Genomic DNA, 18,869 nt, shown 5'->3' with positions numbered 1-18,869 from the left:
ACAATACCCTCGGGTTCAAATGAAGGGATCAATCATGAGGGTGACTGATAACAAAAAGCGAGGAAGTGAACAATAAATCGCTTCACTTCCTCGCTTTAAACCCTTTTGAGTATTAGTTTATTTTAAATTAAGCTTCAAATAATAAAGACTCAGGGTCTTCAATTAATTCTTTCACACGTTTAAGGAATGTTACTGCTTCTTTACCATCAACAATACGGTGGTCATAAGAGAGAGCAACATACATCATTGGGCGGTTTTCCATTCTTTCAGCATCAATAGCTACTGGACGAGTTTGGATAGAATGCATCCCTAGGATACCTACTTGTGGTCCATTAAGGATTGGTGTTGATAATAATGAACCAAACACACCACCATTAGTAATGGTGAATGTTCCACCTTGTAAGTCAGAAATAGCTAGTTTATTATCTCTTGCTTTTTTACCAAGGCCCATAATATCCTTTTCAATTTCTGCAAAGTTTTTACGGTCAGCATCTCTAACAACTGGAACTACTAAACCTTCATCTGTTGAAACAGCAATACCGATGTCATAGAATTTTTTAAGAACTAGTTGGTCGCCGTCAATTTCAGCGTTTAACAACGGGCTACGTTTAAGTGCTGCGACAACCGCTTTTGTGAAGAAAGACATAAATCCAAGTTTTACATCATTTTCTTCTTGGAATTTATCTTTACGTTTTTTACGTAAGTTCATAACATTTGTCATATCAATTTCATTGAATGTTGTTAACATAGCAGATGTTTGTTGAACTTCTACAAGTCTTTTCGCAATTGTTTGACGACGACGGCTCATACGGATGCGTTCTACTGGTTTTTCACTATTTGCATCAGTTGCGGCTGGCTTAGGAGCTGGTTTAGATGCAGCTTGTGGCTGCGCTGCTTGAGTCGCTTGATTTGGATCGTAGTTCGCAACATCTTGTGAACGTACTCTTCCCATAGGATCTGTAGTTGGAACTTCACTTAAATCGATTCCTTTTTCACGCGCCATTTTTCTAGCTGCCGGTGAAGCAATTGTGCGTTGTTTATTATCTTCCGCTGGTTTGGAATCAGCTGGTTTCGCTTCTTCTTTAACCTCTTGAGGTGCTTCCTCTTTCTTCTCTTCTGCTTTAGGAGCAGGAGCTTCTCCACCTTCACTTACAACTGCGATGGTATCCCCTACATTCACAGTGTCGCCTTCTTCTGCTTTTAATTCTGCAAGTACACCACTATATTCAGAAATGATTTCTACATTTACTTTGTCTGTTTCAAGCTCAACAACATAATCACCTTTATTGACTGTATCACCAGGTTGTTTTAGCCACTGAGCCACCGTACCTTCTGTAATTGATTCTGCTAATTCAGGAACTTTAATATCTGCCACAATAATTTCCTCCTTATTACTTACGTGTTAAAGATTCTTCAATAATTCTCTGCTGCTCTTTTTTATGCACGACTGGATCGCCTTCTGCTGTGCTTGAGCGGCGGCGTCTACCGATATAATTTACCTCTACTCCGTCAGGGGCAATATGTTTTAACCTTGGTTCAACAAAATTCCATGCGCCCATATTCTTCGGTTCCTCTTGCACCCAGATCATTTCTTCAAGATTTGGATAACGTTTTACTACTTCCGTAATGTCAGCAAATGGGAACGGATAAATCTCTTCTACACGTACAATATGGAACCACTCTTTATCTTCAATATCTTTTAATTTATCTTCTAAATCAATAGCCATTTTTCCTGATGTGAAAACAATTCTCTTCACTTGATCTTTTTTCTCACCAAGGTCAGATTGCTCAAGAATCGAGTTAAACTGTCCTTCTGATAAATCTTTAGCAGTTGCAGCAACTGTAGGATTTCGTAAAAGACTCTTAGGTGACATTATGACCAATGGTCTTACTTCTTCCTGATTCAAAATCGCTGCTTGTCTTCTTAAAATATGGAAGTACTGTGCTGCTGAAGAAAGGTTAGCTACTGTCCAGTTATTTTCAGCTGCCAGCTGCAGGAATCTTTCTAATCTTGCACTTGAATGTTCTGGACCTTGTCCTTCATATCCATGTGGAAGAAGCATTACTAGACCAGATTTTTGCCCCCATTTTGCGCGACCAGCAGAAATGAATTGATCAAACATAACTTGTGCAGAGTTCGCAAAGTCACCAAACTGTGCTTCCCAAAGAACTAAAGTTTCTGGAGCTGACACATTATAACCATATTCAAAACCTAGAACAGCCATTTCTGACAACGGGCTATTATGAACAGCAAATGAAGCTTTAGCAGTTGAGATTTGATGTAAAGGTGAGAACGATTTACCTGTCACTTCATCATGTAACATGATATTTCTATGGGCAAATGTTCCACGCTCTGAATCTTGACCTGTAAGTCTTACAGGCGTACCATCTGAAATAATTGAAGCGAATGCTAATGTTTCAGCGTGACCCCAATCAATTTTCCCAACCTCTTCTAGTCCATTTTTACGACGTTGTAATATTTTACTTAGCTTTCTAAAGACTTTATATTCTTCCGGCCAATTTAGAAGCTCTTCATTCAATTGCTGTAAAGACTCTAATGGCACAGCAGTTTGAATGCTTGGTATACCATTTTCCACTGTCTCAGGTGGATTTAATTCAGTTGCATCTTCTTGTTTATCCGGCACTTTATCGTAAGCTTGCTGAAGTTTTTCTGCTACTTCTGAATGAATAGCAGTAACCTCTTCTTCTGTTAAGAACTGATCTTTTTTTAATTTCTCACCGTAAAGCTCTTTAATCGTTGGTCTTTTATGGATAATATTATACATCGCTGGGTTTGTGGTCATCGGCTCGTCCATTTCATTGTGACCAAAGCGGCGATACCCAATTAAGTCAATTAAGAAATCTTTATGGAATTTATCTCTATATTCAATAGCTAATTTAGCGGCATTGATGACTGCTTCGGGATCATCTGCATTTACATGCACGATTGGAACCTCATAGCCTTTGGCTAAATCACTTGCATATCTAGTCGATCTAGAATCATAAGATTCTGTTGTAAAGCCAATCGTGTTATTAGCAATAATATGGATAGAACCACCAGTATTATAGCCATTTAATTGACCTAGATTTAATGTTTCAGCGACAACACCTTGCCCTGGAAAAGCAGCGTCTCCGTGAATGATGATGGAAAGTGCTTCGTCGTAATTAACTTCTGGGAAACCACCAGAAGTACGTTTATCTTGAGCCGCTCTTGTATATCCTTCAACAACAGGACCAACGAACTCTAAATGGCTTGGGTTGTTCGCAAGTGTTAAGTTTGCAACTGTTGTATTTTCAGCCTTGATTTGTTTGTCTAATCCAAGATGGTATTTTACATCGCCTGTCCATCCATAGCTGATGCCAATAGAGCCTTCAGATGGGACAAGATCTTTGTTTGGCGCATGCTGAAACTCCGCGAATATCATCTCATAAGGCTTACCAAGTACATGAGCAAGCACATTTAAACGTCCGCGGTGTGCCATTCCAATATTTATTGTTTTTGTGCCATTCGCCACTGAACCTGATACAATTTCATCTAACATTGGTACCATCGTATCTAAACCTTCAATAGAGAAGCGTTTTTGACCGACGAAAGTACGGTGTAAGAATTTCTCAAACTCTTCTACTTCCGTTAATCTTTTGTACACTTTCGCCTTTTCAGGTTTTTGCAAGTTAAGTTTAAGGCTATTTGTTTCAACCTTGCGACGAAGCCAATCCTTTTCTTCTAAATTGTCAACATGAGTGAACTCAAATGCTAACGTATCCATATAAGCATTTTTTAAGTATTCAAATGCTTCTAATCCATCTCTTAACGGAATATTCGCATCTGTACATATAAGATGAGCTGGTATTGCACGTAAATCTGCTTCTGTTAATCCATAATTACTTAAATCAAAAATAGCAACATTCTTTTCTTCCCTATTAACTAGGGGATAAATATCAGCAGCTTTATGTCCGTTTGAACGAATAAAATCGGCAAGACGAATAGCTGATAAAGTTTTTTCAATTTGTTCTGGACTTACGCCAGTGCTTTCTGCTCCTATACTTACAGGAGCTACCCCTGTTTGTTGCAATGGTGAACCATTAACCTCAAAATACTCTCTCATTTCTTGGTCGACTGATTCTGGATTTTCTAAATACATCTCATAAAGCTCGATTACATAGCCAAGGTTAGGACCGTAAAAACTTTGTTCTAAAGGTCCGCTACCCTCTGAAGGCTTCTTCATGGAAAATTACCTCCACAACTCTTTTTTAAATATATTTGGATAATTTATTTCCGCCCCATATCCATTCTAGGATAGTAACAATATTATTTCGTATATAAAAATTCCGAATAATGTTAATTTCCAGAGGACGAAATGTTTCCTAAGCCATTTTACCACGTTAAAGGCGCATATACAAAGGGAAAAAAGAGAAAATCACGAAAATACAGCTAATATTTTTAGAAAAAATACTTATATTAAAAAAGTGAATTAATTTCATTCCTATATCACGCCTATTAGTGTAATAAATTGGAAAGATGAACTAACGTCTACAAGTTGAAAATCATTCAACTTCTAAACCGTTTGCCTATTTAAGTATATATCAAAAGCCTTATTATTGGTAGAATTGTGCACTAAATATTCAAACTGAATAAAATACTACGAGAGAGGATGTGAACTTATGGATTTATCTAGAGCGAGGGAACTACTAAAAAGTCAAATCGAATATGAAGTAACTTTCGATGGCGTAAAAATCGTGATTGTCGATCTCTATGAACTAACTAAAATGGCGAGGGTGTGCGAAAGAAACAACGTAGATAAGAATCAAGTTGTTCCACTCGCACAATTAATAGAAGAAAATACAATACGTTAACGGTCAGTTTTTTTCGTTATAATATGGACGATTTTCTCCGAATCTTTATCATATTCAATAAACACATAGAGCCCATATTCTATCTCCTGTTGACGCATCCAAAGTTTAAACTTTTCTATTTCTGTCTTTTCCTTTACTTCTTTTCCAAGATGCTGATAATCAACAATATCTGCTGATGGGTATTTTTCCTTTGCAATCATCATCGCTTCTTTACCCCATTTTGCATAAGAAGGAGCATCATAAACGGCATAGTTTGTTTGAGGGCTTGAAATTAATATATAGCTAAACAACACTATGACAATCGAGAGAAACACTCTTTTCTCCATTTTCTCCTCACCTCTTCACTTTCATTTTTTGATGGAAATATTTATAGTTTTACTATCTTTTAAATGTTTATTCTTTATGAAAGTTTTTTTGGGTAATGGGTTATATAATGAAAGAAAAAATTCAAGGCAAAACTTGCTTGTGCAAAAGTAAATATCAATGGACAAAGAAAAGCGAGCAAGTTAATGGTTAAAACTTGCCCGCTTTTCTTTATCTATTGTTCCATTAACCCTTATACCATAAATATCAACATAGCCTTTAAAAAAATATAAGAATATGTCCTTTACTAGTTCATTTGATTAGTTTTAGTTATGATTTTAAAAAAAGTAATCGTACAACATCTAAAACAAAAAGTGGAAGACATAAAGGGCTATTTTGTTCTCTCAAGTAAATCATCTATTTCAATTATGTCTATTAAATGATGAATATCATCAGTCGGGTTATATACACCGTCTAAAAATTGATCAATATCAAATTTCTTTAACAAGATAACCCCCCTCTTTTTTCCATCCGTTTCAAAACCATTCGAAGACTTCACACTTTTTCTGAGGGTACTGTCAATCAAATACGCAACATCATTTATATTAAAATAATAAATACAGAAGCAACCTTTAATATTTATTGAATGATACAATATTCATTTTTCAGTTTTTTCTTAAAATAGAGTATTTAAATAATATTATTTTTTCTTTTTACTTTCAGTTTCATGAACATTTTGTGACCAAATTCATCATTTGTTCATGAACATTTTGTGACACCTATCACATTCAATTGTTTTTAACCATTTATGATACTAACATAGGGTTACAGGCGTGATATTCACGTTCAAATAAAACAATAGATTTTTAGAAAGATAGAAAGGGGTACATCAATGAAATTGAAAAGGGCTCTTTTATTGGCTATAGTTGCCATTGCCGCTGTACTTGCTGGGTGTGAACCACTTACTGTTCTAAATCCTAAAGGTCCACAGGCCGAAGTCCAGGCTAACGATATTATGATGTCCATATGGTTAATGTCTGGCATTGTTATTGTAGTTTTTGCAATGCTTGCATATATGCTCATTAAATTTCGTTCATCTAAACAAGGAAAAGATTATGAACCACCTCACATCGAGGGAAATAAATGGGTGGAGGCAGTTTGTGTCGGAATACCTGTACTAATTGTTGCTTATCTATCATTTGTTTCTGTCCAAAGTAACTATAAAGTTGAAGCAACACCACCAGGGTATGAGGATAAGGAGCCATTAGTTGTATATGCATCATCATCTAACTGGAAATGGCACTTCAGCTATCCTGAAGAAGATATTGAAACAGTAAATTACTTATATATACCTACTGATCGGGCACTTGAATTTAAACTTTACTCATTCGGTCCAATTACTAGCTTCTGGATTCCACAACTTGGCGGACAGAAATATGCAATGGCCGATATGGTAACAACATTACATTTAGCTGCTGATCATCCTGGTGAATTCATGGGTAGAAATGCGAACTTCAGCGGAAAAGGTTTTGCTGAAAATACATTTGATGTAACAGCAATGTCTCCAGTTGAATTTGAGGAATGGGTAGATGAAGTTCATCAAACAGCTGATCCAATTACTGAAGATAAATTTGAAGAGTTACTAGAGCCAGGTCACTTAGGTAAGATGACTTTTACTGGCACTCATTTAGACTTTAGCCCAGCACCTGAAGGGCATGAACATCATCAATCAAATGATGAAGATTCAGAAGAAAATCATGAAAATCATGATGAGCACGAAGGTCACTCTGACCACAGTAGCCATTAATTAGATGAAGTGTCTATTGACATCTTCTGAAAGGAGTATACAGGATGGAGTTCTTTGAACGTTTTGCCATACCACATCCAAGTCCAGCTATTTATGCTTCAATGGTAGCAATTGCAATTGTTTCTATTGCCATTGTAGTTGGGATAACATATTTTAAAAAATGGGGTTATTTATGGCGTGAATGGTTAACAACTGTTGACCATAAACGATTAGGTATTATGTATATTATTGCAGCGATCCTCATGCTATTCCGTGGAGGCGCTGACGCAATTATGATGCGTGCGCAATTATCAGCACCTGAGAACAAATTGCTTGATGCACAGCATTATAACGAGATATTCACTACACATGGTGTTGTTATGATTCTCTTCATGGCTATGCCATTTATTATCGGTTTTATGAACTTTGTTGTTCCACTGCAAATTGGGGCTCGCGATGTTGCGTTCCCACGTCTTAATGCACTTAGCTTCTGGTTATTCTTTGCCGGTGCGATGTTATTCAATATCTCATTCGTTATCGGAGGTTCACCAGATGCGGGTTGGACATCTTATTTCCCGTTAGCAGATAATGAATTTAGTACCTCTGTCGGTACCAACTATTATATGATTGCGATACAGATTGCCGGTCTTGGTACATTAGCAACAGGTATCAACTTTATGACGACAATCTTGAAAATGCGTGCTCCAGGCATGACATTAATGAAAATGCCAATGTTTACTTGGTCAGCATTAATTACGAACGTTATTATCGTATTTGCTTTCCCTGTATTAACAGTTGCGCTTGCAATGGGTACATTAGATCGTTTATTCGGTACACATTTCTTCGCATCAACAAATGGCGGTATGGATATGTTATGGGCCAACCTTTTCTGGGTTTGGGGACACCCTGAAGTATATATCTTGATCTTGCCTGCATTCGGTATTTACAGTGAAGTAATCTCTACTTTCGCTAGACGTAACCTATATGGTTATAAATCAATGGTTGCTTCAATGGTAATCATTTCACTATTATCATTCGTTGTATGGGTTCACCACTTCTTTACAATGGGTCAAGGCGCTTTCGTTAACAGTATTTTCTCTATTACAACGATGGCAATAGCAGTACCTACCGGTGTAAAAATATTCAACTGGTTGTTAACACTGTATAAAGGTAAAATCACTATGACAACGCCAATGCTTTACTCAATGTTGTTTATCCCACTTTTCACACTTGGTGGTGTAACAGGGGTTATGCTAGGTATGTCAGCAGCTGACTATCAATACCATAATACAATGTTCTTAGTTGCTCACTTCCATATGGTAATCATTCCTGGGGTTGTGTTCGCAATGCTAGCTGCCCTTTACTACTACTGGCCAAAAATGTTCGGCTTCATGTTAAATGATCGTCTTGGTAAAATCGGCGCTTGGATTATTGCTATTGGTACATTAGTTGCCTTTATGCCAATGTTCATCTCTGGTTTAGATGGTCAAGCAAGACGTATGTACACTTATTCTGAAGCAAGTGGATTTGGTATTTGGAATATGATTTCTATGGTTGGCGCCCTTATGTTAGCAGCAGGATTTGCGTTAATCGTTTATAACATTTACTATAGTTTCCGTTATGCATCACGAGACATTGGATCAGATCCTTGGGATGCACGTACACTTGAGTGGGCTACACATACACCAGTTCCTGAGTATAATTTTGCAACTATGCCTAAGATCGATTCCTATGAAACATTCTGGGATTCAAAGAAAAAAGGCACACCGTTATTCCCAGATAAAATTGAAAAGATTCACATGCCGAACAACAGTGGTATTCCATTCATTATGGGAATTATCTTCTTCATGTGGGGATTCTCGTTCGTCTTTGCAATGTGGATTCCTTTAATTATTTGTACACTAGGTATTTTCGCTTGTATGGCTTATCAATCATTTGAAAATGATCATGGAAGATATATTTCTATTGAAGAAATAGAAGAAACAGAAAAAGAATTGGGAGGTAAAAGATAATGAAGATTGATCACTCTCTCCCTCTTGAGTACAGTACTGATGAAAATCGCTTAAAGATTCTTGGCTTCTGGATTTTCCTCGGTGCGGAAGTTATGTTATTTGCTACATTATTTGCATCTTACTTTATTTTGTCAGGTGGTACAGGTGATGGCCCATCGGGTGCCGAAATTTTTGAAATCACACCTGTATTAATTGAAACGCTCGTTCTACTAACAAGTAGTTTCACAATTGGCCTCATGGTTCACGCGATGAGACTTGGCCGCCAAAAAGCAATGATGGGATTCTTTATTGCAACAATCGTACTTGGGGCTATTTTCCTCGGTGTTGAGATTTATGAATTCGTTCATTATGTTCATGTTGGCGCAGGACTACAAACAAGTGCATTTAGTGCAATCCTATTAACAACTTTAGGAACACACGGCGCGCACGTAACTTTCGGGTTATTCTGGGGAACATGTATCCTAATTCAAGTAAAGAAATATGGCTTAACACCAAGAACAACGAATAAGTCATTTATCTTCTCTCTTTACTGGCACTTCCTAGACGTTGTTTGGATCTTCATCTTCAGCTTCGTCTATCTGAAAGGAATGATGTAATGATGAAAGAATTATTCCCGATGAAACAAGTGATGGGATTTATCTTTTCACTCGTGCTGACAGCTGTTGCCCTAATGGTTTACTTCTTTGATATGTCATTTGCAGTTGGAATGACAATCTTACTTGTAACTGCTTTTATTCAAGCAGGGCTACAATTAGTACTATTCATGCATGCTGGTGAATCAGAAGATAAAAACGCCATCTATATTACAATTTACTATGGTGTATTAATTGCAATCTTCACCATTCTTGGTTCCCTACTAACAATGGTTTGGACTTACCAAATTCAATAAATAAAAAAGGAGCGTCCTCTTTCGGGCGCTCCTACTTTGTTTTAATAGATGTTGCTGTTACTTTTGCTAATGTATCTAGTTTAGATTTTCTTCTACCTGTCTTTTCTAATACTTCCTCTGTAGCTACAAAAAAGACGCCCATTAAAAAGACAAAAATGGCTCCCATTACCGTACCAATACCAATACCAGTTAACGTACTGGAAACGTTTCCAAAGAATCCGATCGAAAAGATGATGATTCCGGCAATCAATAATGTACCTCCATAATACTTAACTGCATTTAACATAGCTTTTGATGTATTCATTTCCATCATCCTCCTTTTCATCCATTATCCACCCTGTTCACAATTATGTCAATATTTTTTCGCAAATTTGACAAAAACACCTCTGTTTTTGGGTTGACTTTTCGATTAATTAGTTATTTTTTTATTATATTATGCAAATAATTATAGTTTGATTTTACTTTTAGCCTTATTTTTGACAAAAATAACGGTTTTACTACTTATTTTCTTCACAAATTATGCATTATATTCCTATGTTAACAACGTTTTATACTAAAAATAGCTTTTCTCTCCCTTTATAATGGACATATATTTACATTACCAAAACATGTTTGATATTAATTTTTTTGGGGGTTATAAATTTGTCACATAAAATAAAACGTGCAACTCTCATTCTTATATCACTGTTATGTATGTTAGCTATTTTTATCACCTATTATTTGATGAATAAACCAACCACTCATACAATCCCCTTCTCTCAATTAGAAGCCAATATACAAAATTATTCCCAAGCTGACATTGAAATGAAGGAATATAAAAACGGAAAATTAGAAGTGGTAATAGACGAGAAAAAATTTATTTCTCATATCACACCTAATAGTGATAAAGTTGAAAACCTTGTCGCTACTTATCCAATAGAATATAAATATTCTGCGACTAACTCATATAGTATATGGATCATTATTGCTTTCTTATCATTATTCATTGCAACAGTTATTTATTTGTTTAAATCAGGAAAAATGGGTGCAACCAAACAATTAAAACAATCTGTATCTAAAGCGAAACCGCTCCCCTCGACAACATTAAATGATGTTGGAGGCTTGCAACCCGAAATGAAGGATGAATTATTACAAACCATATCATCCTTGAAGTCGCCAGCTAAAGCAGTAGAATTAGGGATTAAACCTCCTAAAGGGATTCTTCTTTATGGCCCTCCTGGGACTGGTAAAACATTGCTTGCACAAGCAATAGCTAAGGAATTAAATGCGCAATTTTACTCTTCAAGTGGTTCTGCCTTTAATGAAATGTTTGTTGGTATTGGTGCTGCAAGAGTGCGTTCACTCTTTCAAAATGCCCGCAAGAATCAACCTGCTGTTATTTTTATAGACGAGGTAGATGCTTTAGCAGGCAAAAGAAAGCCTCATGGCGGGGAAGAAAGTGAAAAAACATTAACGGAATTACTCGTTCAATTAGATGGCGGGCTATCCAATGATGGTATTTTATTTATTGCAGCAACGAACAGAAAAGATATGCTAGATGATGCATTTCTTCGACCAGGCAGAATTGATTTCAGCTTTCATATTCAGTTACCTGATTTGAAAGGAAGAAAAGAAATCATTGATATTCATGCAAAAAATCGACAACTTGCCAGTGATGTCTCAGCTTCACTTACAGTTTTAGCTGAATCAACATCCGGATTTTCTGGAGCTGATCTCCATTCTCTGTTTGAAACAGCAAGTAGAAAAGCAATACTCAATAATCATAAAGAAATAACAAAAGATGATCTCAATTTTGCATTGGATCGAACCATACTAGGAAATAGCAGCCTACCTTTACAAGATGTAAATATTAAGCGAAGAGTAGCCATCCATGAAGCGGGCCATGCTCTTATTGCAGCTGTGACAAAACCGGGTTCAGTTAGAAAAGCGACCATTATTCCTCGTGGCCAAGCATTGGGTTATGTTGCACCTATTCAAAAAGAACTCCATTTATCTACTTTTAGCGAATTGCTTGATCAAGTGGCAATGATTTTAGGTGGAGGAGTAGCAGAAAGACAACTATTAGGTGAGCATAGTATCGGTGTAAGCGGAGATGTCCAACAAGCAAAGCAATTATTAGAACAGATGGTTGAAAACGGTCTCTTAGAAGATGGATTCACCCTTTCTTTTGAATCAAAGCGTAAAGACGAATTATTACAATCACTTTATTTTCAAGCATTAAAACGAGCAGAGTCCTTACTACTCGAACATAGTAAGGCGCATGCAAACATTGTTCACGCCCTCATGTCTTATGAAACATTAGATGGAGATGAAATTGAACAATTAGTACGAAACAAATGAAAATGCCAACACATATAAATGAACACTTTCAACCGCCTGTTGAAAGTGTTCATTTTTCACCTCTTCCCTCTCCTATACGATTCTATTATTCGACAAAATGAAGCAGGAATCTCCAACTAAATGTATAATGTATATATATGAATATATAACCATGTTAGGAATGATGCTTTTGTATGAATTCATCACAAATATTATACTGCATTTTTTGATTTTAATGATTATACCAATGACAAAAATAATTGTCCCTTCTAAATATCATCATAAAAAGAAAGTTGGCATTTTTTTTGTTGCTATTTTACTTTCATTAATCTTAACTATTCTTTTTCCAGTGCATCTTTCTAACCATACTGTTTTTGATTTAATGTACATACCCATATTTATTTGTTTTTTCTATGTTCATAAATATACCGGATTATGCTTATTATTTTTCGCTCTTATTTACCGTTTGTTTGAAAGCGATACTAGCGATGTATTTCTCATAGTCAATTATCTCGTCCTCGCTTTCATATTTCATTTACTAACAAAATTTTACCAAAAAAGTTCTTTAAGAAAGAAAATATTGATAGGATTATTATTTTATATTCCTATCGCGAGTACTAGAATGATTATATTTTTTAAGAATCAGGAAACACAATTTTTTATTCAAGCATTATTTCTTGTCTTCGTTTACGCTTTAACATTAATATTGATCATTTATATGATTGAAATGCACCAATCTCATTTATTAATGAGAGAGACGATTCAAGCGGCAGATAAACTCAATGCGATTAGTCAATTAGCTGCATCCATCGCTCATGAAATAAGAAACCCAATGACCACTGTAAAAGGATTTATGCAATTAATGCACGCTGAGCAAAATCTTACTAAGACACAAATACAGTACATCGAAGTCTCTTTAAAAGAACTAGAACGAACCAATCAAATGATTAATGATTTTCTCACTTTATCAAAACCTGCTAATAACACCGTCATAACATTTGACCTTATTCCGATCATTCAAGAAGTAACTGAATTTATGAAATCATATGCCCATCTGTCGAATATTCAATTGCAGTGTAAAATAACCCACTACCCCATTTATATAGATGGAAATGCTAATGAGTTAAAACAACTGCTAATTAATTTTATTAAAAATGCTATTGAAGCCATTAATGAAAATGGCACGGTAGAGATTGAGGTTTTTTCCTTAAAAAACAAAGTAAAAATTACGGTTCGAGATAATGGGAAAGGAATGTCAAAAGACGAGTTATCACGAATCGGACAACCGTATTTTTCAACAAAAACGAGAGGAACTGGCCTTGGTTTAATGATTGCCTTTGATATTATAAAAAAAATGAATGGGAAATATGAAATAGAAAGTAATGAGGACGAAGGAACAGCCATTCATTTGTATTTTTCTACATCAGATTCTGTCTAACGATGTCGCATTTCCCTCAATGAAGAAGGAATATGTCACTTCTTGCGCTTGCCTAGGAAATAACAAGAGAATAAAGTCCTTATTTCCTTATATATTAGAAGTGATAATTTAAGATGAAGCCATTATCACTTCTAATATATCTTCTCATAAGTTAGTTCTTAACTTCTCGGAACCATTCTATTAACGAAGCCATTCACTTCCTTCAATCTGTTCAGATAAAGGAATGATATGAGCATTTTCTTTCAAATGCTCAATATGGCGATTTAATACGGTAACCATCATTGGTCCCGAAACACCAACATGGCCTATCGCAATTAGGCGGTTTTCAGTTTTAAGTCTATTCTCCAGTCTCTGAGTTTGTTTTTCAATATGACTGACGGAATATGTGTCATCAAAAAAAAGATTGTTCTCTAGATAAGGTAAGTGTAGCTCTTCTGCTATTTCTGGTATGACACTCTTGCCAGTGGTTTTACTATCAAGATAATATAAGCCCCTTTCAGCACAAACCTCTAGCACAATTTGCATAATTCTTTTATCTTCAGTGATTTTCGACCCCATATGATGATTCATCCCAACAGCATGTGGTACATTCTCAATTGCCTCCTCTACCCTTTTGCGAATTTCTTCATCACTCAGATCAGCAGTAATCGCTCCTGGACCTAACCAACTTTTTTTCCCTACTTTGGGCTCCATCGGCATATGAACGATTACTTCATGACCTTTTTCAATGGCTGCATTGGCATCTGCAGTTGTTGAAGGCATAAACGGCATAATCGCAACAGTTAACTTTGCCTGTAAATTAAGAATATCTTCTGTTCCATTCATATGGTTACCTAAATCATCAATCACAATTGATAAAGATGGCTTCCCCCCTTCATCAACTTGTGCGAAACTGTCTTTACTCATAAATGGAAATAACATGATATGAACTAGCAAACTTATGAACAATAATCGTTTCATCTCATCACTCCTCAAAGTTAAATTTCCCATAACTTCGAAGAAAATTGCATTCGATTTTATAAAACTGATTTTTTTTCTACTTGCGTGTAGGACGTTTTTCTATTTCGAATCCACGCGATGATTACAGCAGCAATAAGAACTAAACCTAAATAGCCAGTAATCGGATACAGGATACCAACTAAGTTAGTAAATCCAAAGAAACTAAAAACAAAAGATGTTAAACTAATGGCAAGAACTGCCCATTTAAAATGTTTGCTTTCTCTTTTCACTATCCTTGAAGTAAAGCTATAGATCATTCCAACGGCAGTGTTATAAATCATTCCTAAAAGAATAATTGTCATCAACACACCAACGATTGGAGAGATTTCATTTGCTAGAAAGAGCATCGGAATATCGAGTGTTGCCACATCCCCTATTCTTGTGAACATTCCGACATTAATGAGTATTAGCATAAGACCAAGACCCAAACCACCAAGAACTCCGCCCCAACCTGCTTGTTTCGCGTTTTTAGTTGTGCCACCCATAACAGCTAGCATTGCCACTCCACATGTAATGTTATAGGAAACATAAAGTACTGCACCTAGTAACCAATGTGGTGCTGCTGGACTACCTTCTTGAGCTACGTGATTCAATTGTGAGAAGTTTGCATCAGCTGTAAATAGAGCATACGCTGAAATAATCATGACAAGCATGAGAAGAAAAGGAGTGATACTACCGATTATAGTCATGACTCGATTCACGTTTACAAAACAAGTCAACACGGTTAACAGCACCATGATTAAACTTCCAATTTGACTCGCAATACCAAATTGTTGTTCCAATGTTGAACCTGCACCTGCAAACATAATGGTTGCCACACCGAATAAAAAGAAAGTAATAATAAAATCCACTACTCTCCCTATATATTTTCCACAAATATAGTGAACAACATCTTTGTGAGATTCTGTTTGTAGCCTACTACCTATTTGCGTAATATTCATACCGAGAATAATGAATAAAAACGTAGCGACTATTGTACCAATAAAACCTAACCAGCCAAAATTAGTGAAGAATTGCAATACCTCTTGTCCAGATGCAAAACCAGCTCCAATGATTGTACCAATATAAGCACCTGCTATTTGAATGATTTTTCTCATAAAACCTCATCCTTATATTTGAATTTTCTGATATTTCATTAATAATGAAAGCAGCTGCCTATATACACAGCTGGCTTTCTTATTAGACATTATTGATACGTTTTTTCCATTATTGTATATTTTTCAATGACCGCTAAATCTGGGGCGTAACCTATTCCGGCGTTTTCAGGTACGGTAATATATCCATCTTCAACAACAACCTCAGGTGTTATAATATCCTTTTCCCAATATCTTGAGGAACCTGCAGTGTCACCAGGCATAATAAAATTGGCTAAAGTAGTTAAAGCAACATTATGAGCTCTTCCAACGCCTGACTCTAACATTCCTCCACACCAAACAGCAATACCTTGTTCTTGACAATAGTCATGGATTTTCTTTGCTTCTGTTAAGCCGCCTACTCGTCCAATTTTGATATTAATGATTTTGCAACTACCCAACTCCACAGCTTTTCGTGTATCCTCTAACGAATGGATGCTTTCATCTAGACAAATCGGCGTTTTCATTTCAGCTTGAAGTTTAGCATGATCAACAATATCATCCGAAGCTAAAGGTTGCTCAATCATCATTAAATTGAACTCATCTAATTGTTTAAGATGCTGAATGTCTGATAAACGATAAGCAGAGTTTGCATCAGCCATTAGGAGAATGTCAGGAAACTTCTCTCTTATTTGTCTCATCACATCTATGTCCCAGCCCGGCTTAATTTTTACTTTCATTCTTTTATAGCCTTCATTTACATAGCCCTCAATTAATTGCAGTAAATCTTCTACAGATTTCTGTATGCCGATACTGATACCTACTTCAATCTTCTTCTTTTCTCCACCAAGTGCCTTAGCCAAAGTGATTTGATTTCTTTTTGCATATAGATCCCAAACAGCGCCTTCTATTGTAGACTTGGCCATATTGTTTTTTCTTATAGAAGAAAAGATTTCATTTACTTCAGCTGGATGAGTCATTTCTTTATTTAATAATGCTGGAATGAGAAAATCCTCAAGCATATGCCAATTCGTTTTAAAGGTTTCTTCATTATACCAAGGCACCTCAAAAGCAACAGATTCTCCCCAACCAGTATTACCTAATTCATCAGTTGCTTCTAATAAGATAAACTCTTTATCTTGAAAAGATCCAAAGCTAGTGGCAAAAGGTGCTTTCATTGTCATTTTTAGATGGCGTAACTTTACTTCCTTTAATTTCATTGATCTCTTCTCCTCACATCTAATTGTAATTTTTGTCTTTTGATAGTGATGATATAACTTACATGATTATTTTTTTGGACATCATACGCGGTGTACCCATGCTGAAATAATTGCTGAAATATCCTTCTTGTCACCTCTCGCCATTCCTTTGCTAGTGAAGGATTATGTTTTTTAATTTCCATAAACTCCGCTGGAATGGGGACAGCAATACTCATTTCATTATAATCAATGGTTTGTAAAGTTTGTTCCATATCGCTTATCGCAGGAAAATCGTTTCGATTGAAAACTTCAAATGGATAGATCGGTGTCACATCATAGTTAAGTTGTTGTTTGACATGTGAACTGCTGATTCGCCATTCTATGTTGAAACGATCGCTTGGTAAGCCTTTATTAATTCCATCTACCATTTCACCATAACAATTCACAAGATAATCATTACAAATACCATTTAGTTTTGATAAATTCAAGTAAGCATTCCTGCTTTGTAAAGGATCAAATGTCCAACGAATCAGATTGTACCCCATTTCCTCAGCAGCATCCCTCTGTGCAACTTTTAGTAGAGCACCAATTCCTTTATCACGATAGCTTTGATGGATACCGAGCATATGAGAACAAAGAAACGCTTCTCCATTTGCATAACCAGGAAATCCATAGCTAAATCCAATCAATTCATTTTCATCAAATGCGCCTAGCATGAGACCACCATTTTTTATTGCTGTTGCTGTTTGGTGGATAGGAATGGGATCCATTCCCCATACGCCTCGCTCTAACTTTTGGATTGTTTCCATTTCTTCTATCGTGGTCAATTTTTTTATCGCTAAGCCAGCGAGCATAGGTTACGCACCTTCTTTTTCTAACGTATTTAAGACTGTTTTGACAAGAATTTCAATACCCGTAAATATCGCTTCATGGTTAAAATTCATTTCAGGATGATGTAACCCAGGAGTTAATCCACAACCAAGTCCGAGCATCGTTGCCTTCAATTCAGGTCTTTTCAAAGTATAAAAATGAAAATCTTCTCCTCCAGATGTGATAATTGGAGGAACCATTTTTTCTTTACCGATTGTTTCAACAATTGCCTGACCCATTAATTGCACTGCATCAGTATCTACTTGTGCTGCAGCAATATCAGCCGTTGTTTTATAATGAATTTCTACCTCGTGAAGAGAAGAAATGTGAGCAAAAATTGCTTCTACTTTAGTTGCTAATTGTTGCATCACTTCATTTGTTTGCGCTCTTAAATCTAAACTGAAATGTGCTTTACCTGGGATAATATTACTTGAGTCACCCCCGGCTTGGAACTTCGTCATTTTAACTGAATGTGGGACCATAGGATCTAATTTGACACGATTCAATTCTTGAACAATCGCTGCACCTATTTCAATCGCGCTTTGCCCGAGGTGAGGTCTCGCTCCATGGGCATCTTCACCAATGATTTCTCCAGTAACGAACCGTCCAGCTCCGTGCATAATTGCTGGTGAACATTGACCATCTCTCAACTCCTGTATCGGCCTTACATGGACACCGTATAAATAATTCAAATCGTCTATTAATCCCTCTTCAATAAACTTTAATGCCCCGGTACCTTTTTCTTCAGCTGGTTGGAATAGAAATTTAACCCTACCTTTTTTCTGAGCATTCAAACGATGCAGTACAAGTAATGTACCAATCGCCATGGTCATATGTGCATCATGCCCACACGAATGATTGGCCTGCATTACTCCATCAACTTCCTGCCACAATGCATCTATATCAGTTCTAACGCCAATGGCTTTTTCACCGCTACCTATTTCGGCAATAAGTCCTGTCGTTTTAGGCAAGGTTTGAAACAGGATCCCTTCTTTTTTTAAGACTTCAGCAATAAATGTTGTCGTTTTTGTTTCTTGCCAACTGATTTCCGGGTTTTGATGGAGATGATTAAATATGTTTGTTAATTTTGGCTTTAGTGCTTCAAGTTCCTGCAATTCTTTCACCTC

16 protein-coding genes are annotated in these 18,869 nt (G+C 36.3%); 7 read left to right on the top strand and 9 right to left on the bottom strand.

All coding sequences use genetic code 11. The features are described from left to right. Positions 1 to 127 precede the first annotated feature (127 nt). Positions 128 to 1,375 carry a 2-oxoglutarate dehydrogenase complex dihydrolipoyllysine-residue succinyltransferase gene (gene odhB, locus MKX29_RS20005; RefSeq protein WP_095373129.1) on the bottom strand — a complete coding sequence of 416 codons (1,248 nt, stop codon included), beginning with the start codon at positions 1,373 to 1,375 and terminating at the stop codon, positions 128 to 130. A gap of 16 nt (positions 1,376 to 1,391) precedes the next feature. Continuing rightward, positions 1,392 to 4,226 (bottom strand): 2-oxoglutarate dehydrogenase E1 component, encoded by a 2,835-nt coding sequence (locus MKX29_RS20000; protein WP_224936619.1) that lies wholly within the window; start codon positions 4,224 to 4,226, stop codon positions 1,392 to 1,394. Positions 4,227 to 4,662: 436 nt separating this feature from the next. Here MKX29_RS20000 and MKX29_RS19995 point away from each other — a divergent pair, with 436 nt between their 5' ends. Next, on the top strand, positions 4,663 to 4,854 hold the full coding sequence (locus MKX29_RS19995; RefSeq protein WP_251161699.1) for a small, acid-soluble spore protein, H family: 192 nt from the start codon (positions 4,663 to 4,665) through the stop codon (positions 4,852 to 4,854). On the opposite strand, the gene MKX29_RS19990 is transcribed toward MKX29_RS19995, so the two are convergent. Further along, positions 4,851 to 5,180, bottom strand: a complete 330-nt coding sequence (locus MKX29_RS19990; protein WP_251161700.1) for a DUF3889 domain-containing protein — start codon at positions 5,178 to 5,180, stop codon at positions 4,851 to 4,853. The two genes, MKX29_RS19995 and MKX29_RS19990, sit on opposite strands and share 4 nt — an antisense overlap. Positions 5,181 to 6,049: 869 nt before the next feature. On the opposite strand from MKX29_RS19990, the gene qoxA reads away from it, so the two are divergent. From qoxA to qoxD, 4 genes are read left to right on the top strand one after another with little or no spacing between them, the layout of a single operon-like run. Continuing rightward, positions 6,050 to 6,964, top strand: a complete 915-nt coding sequence (gene qoxA / locus MKX29_RS19985) for a cytochrome aa3 quinol oxidase subunit II (RefSeq protein WP_224936623.1) — start codon at positions 6,050 to 6,052, stop codon at positions 6,962 to 6,964. 44 nt (positions 6,965 to 7,008) lie between these two features. Next, complete coding sequence (gene qoxB / locus MKX29_RS19980; protein ID WP_251161702.1) at positions 7,009 to 8,955, top strand: cytochrome aa3 quinol oxidase subunit I; 1,947 nt, start codon at positions 7,009 to 7,011, stop codon at positions 8,953 to 8,955. After that, positions 8,955 to 9,551, top strand: a complete 597-nt coding sequence (gene qoxC, locus MKX29_RS19975; protein ID WP_095373124.1) for a cytochrome aa3 quinol oxidase subunit III — start codon at positions 8,955 to 8,957, stop codon at positions 9,549 to 9,551. Before qoxB ends, qoxC begins: the two co-directional genes overlap by 1 nt. A gap of 2 nt (positions 9,552 to 9,553) precedes the next feature. Further along, positions 9,554 to 9,844, top strand: coding sequence for a cytochrome aa3 quinol oxidase subunit IV (gene qoxD / locus MKX29_RS19970; RefSeq protein WP_095373680.1), 291 nt, complete (start codon positions 9,554 to 9,556; stop codon positions 9,842 to 9,844). A 31-nt stretch (positions 9,845 to 9,875) separates the two neighbouring features. Here the strand turns inward: qoxD and MKX29_RS19965 are convergent, their stop codons facing one another. Continuing rightward, entirely contained in the window at positions 9,876 to 10,148 is a 273-nt protein-coding gene (locus tag MKX29_RS19965) for a hypothetical protein (protein WP_224936625.1), read from the bottom strand. A 389-nt stretch (positions 10,149 to 10,537) separates the two neighbouring features. Between MKX29_RS19965 and MKX29_RS19960 the strand changes: the two genes are divergently transcribed. Next, positions 10,538 to 12,184: an AAA family ATPase gene (locus tag MKX29_RS19960; protein ID WP_341108319.1), complete on the top strand. Its 1,647-nt coding sequence runs from the start codon at positions 10,538 to 10,540 to the stop codon at positions 12,182 to 12,184. 601 nt (positions 12,185 to 12,785) lie between these two features. Then, positions 12,786 to 13,601 (top strand): ATP-binding protein, encoded by an 816-nt coding sequence (locus tag MKX29_RS19955; RefSeq protein ID WP_341107270.1) that lies wholly within the window; start codon positions 12,786 to 12,788, stop codon positions 13,599 to 13,601. A 180-nt stretch (positions 13,602 to 13,781) separates the two neighbouring features. Here the strand turns inward: MKX29_RS19955 and MKX29_RS19950 are convergent, their stop codons facing one another. From MKX29_RS19950 to MKX29_RS19930, 5 genes are all read right to left on the bottom strand, one after another. Beyond that, positions 13,782 to 14,561 carry a divergent polysaccharide deacetylase family protein gene (locus MKX29_RS19950; RefSeq protein WP_425389319.1) on the bottom strand — a complete coding sequence of 260 codons (780 nt, stop codon included), beginning with the start codon at positions 14,559 to 14,561 and terminating at the stop codon, positions 13,782 to 13,784. A gap of 56 nt (positions 14,562 to 14,617) precedes the next feature. Continuing rightward, positions 14,618 to 15,697 carry a YkvI family membrane protein gene (locus tag MKX29_RS19945; protein ID WP_341107268.1) on the bottom strand — a complete coding sequence of 360 codons (1,080 nt, stop codon included), beginning with the start codon at positions 15,695 to 15,697 and terminating at the stop codon, positions 14,618 to 14,620. Between the two features lie 89 nt (positions 15,698 to 15,786). After that, positions 15,787 to 16,893, bottom strand: coding sequence for an o-succinylbenzoate synthase (menC, locus tag MKX29_RS19940; protein ID WP_341107266.1), 1,107 nt, complete (start codon positions 16,891 to 16,893; stop codon positions 15,787 to 15,789). Beyond that, complete coding sequence (locus MKX29_RS19935; protein ID WP_341107263.1) at positions 16,890 to 17,726, bottom strand: GNAT family N-acetyltransferase; 837 nt, start codon at positions 17,724 to 17,726, stop codon at positions 16,890 to 16,892. Before MKX29_RS19935 ends, menC begins: the two co-directional genes overlap by 4 nt. Positions 17,727 to 17,729: 3 nt before the next feature. After that, positions 17,730 to 18,866, bottom strand: a complete 1,137-nt coding sequence (locus MKX29_RS19930) for a M20 peptidase aminoacylase family protein (protein WP_341107261.1) — start codon at positions 18,864 to 18,866, stop codon at positions 17,730 to 17,732. Positions 18,867 to 18,869 lie beyond the last annotated feature (3 nt).

This window comes from Cytobacillus sp. FSL R7-0696 (genome assembly GCF_038006865.1).
Lineage (GTDB): Bacteria > Bacillota > Bacilli > Bacillales > Cytobacillaceae > Cytobacillus > Cytobacillus kochii.
The sequence above is the reverse complement of the archived record's forward strand: the minus strand, read 5'-3'. Positions and strand labels throughout refer to the sequence as shown.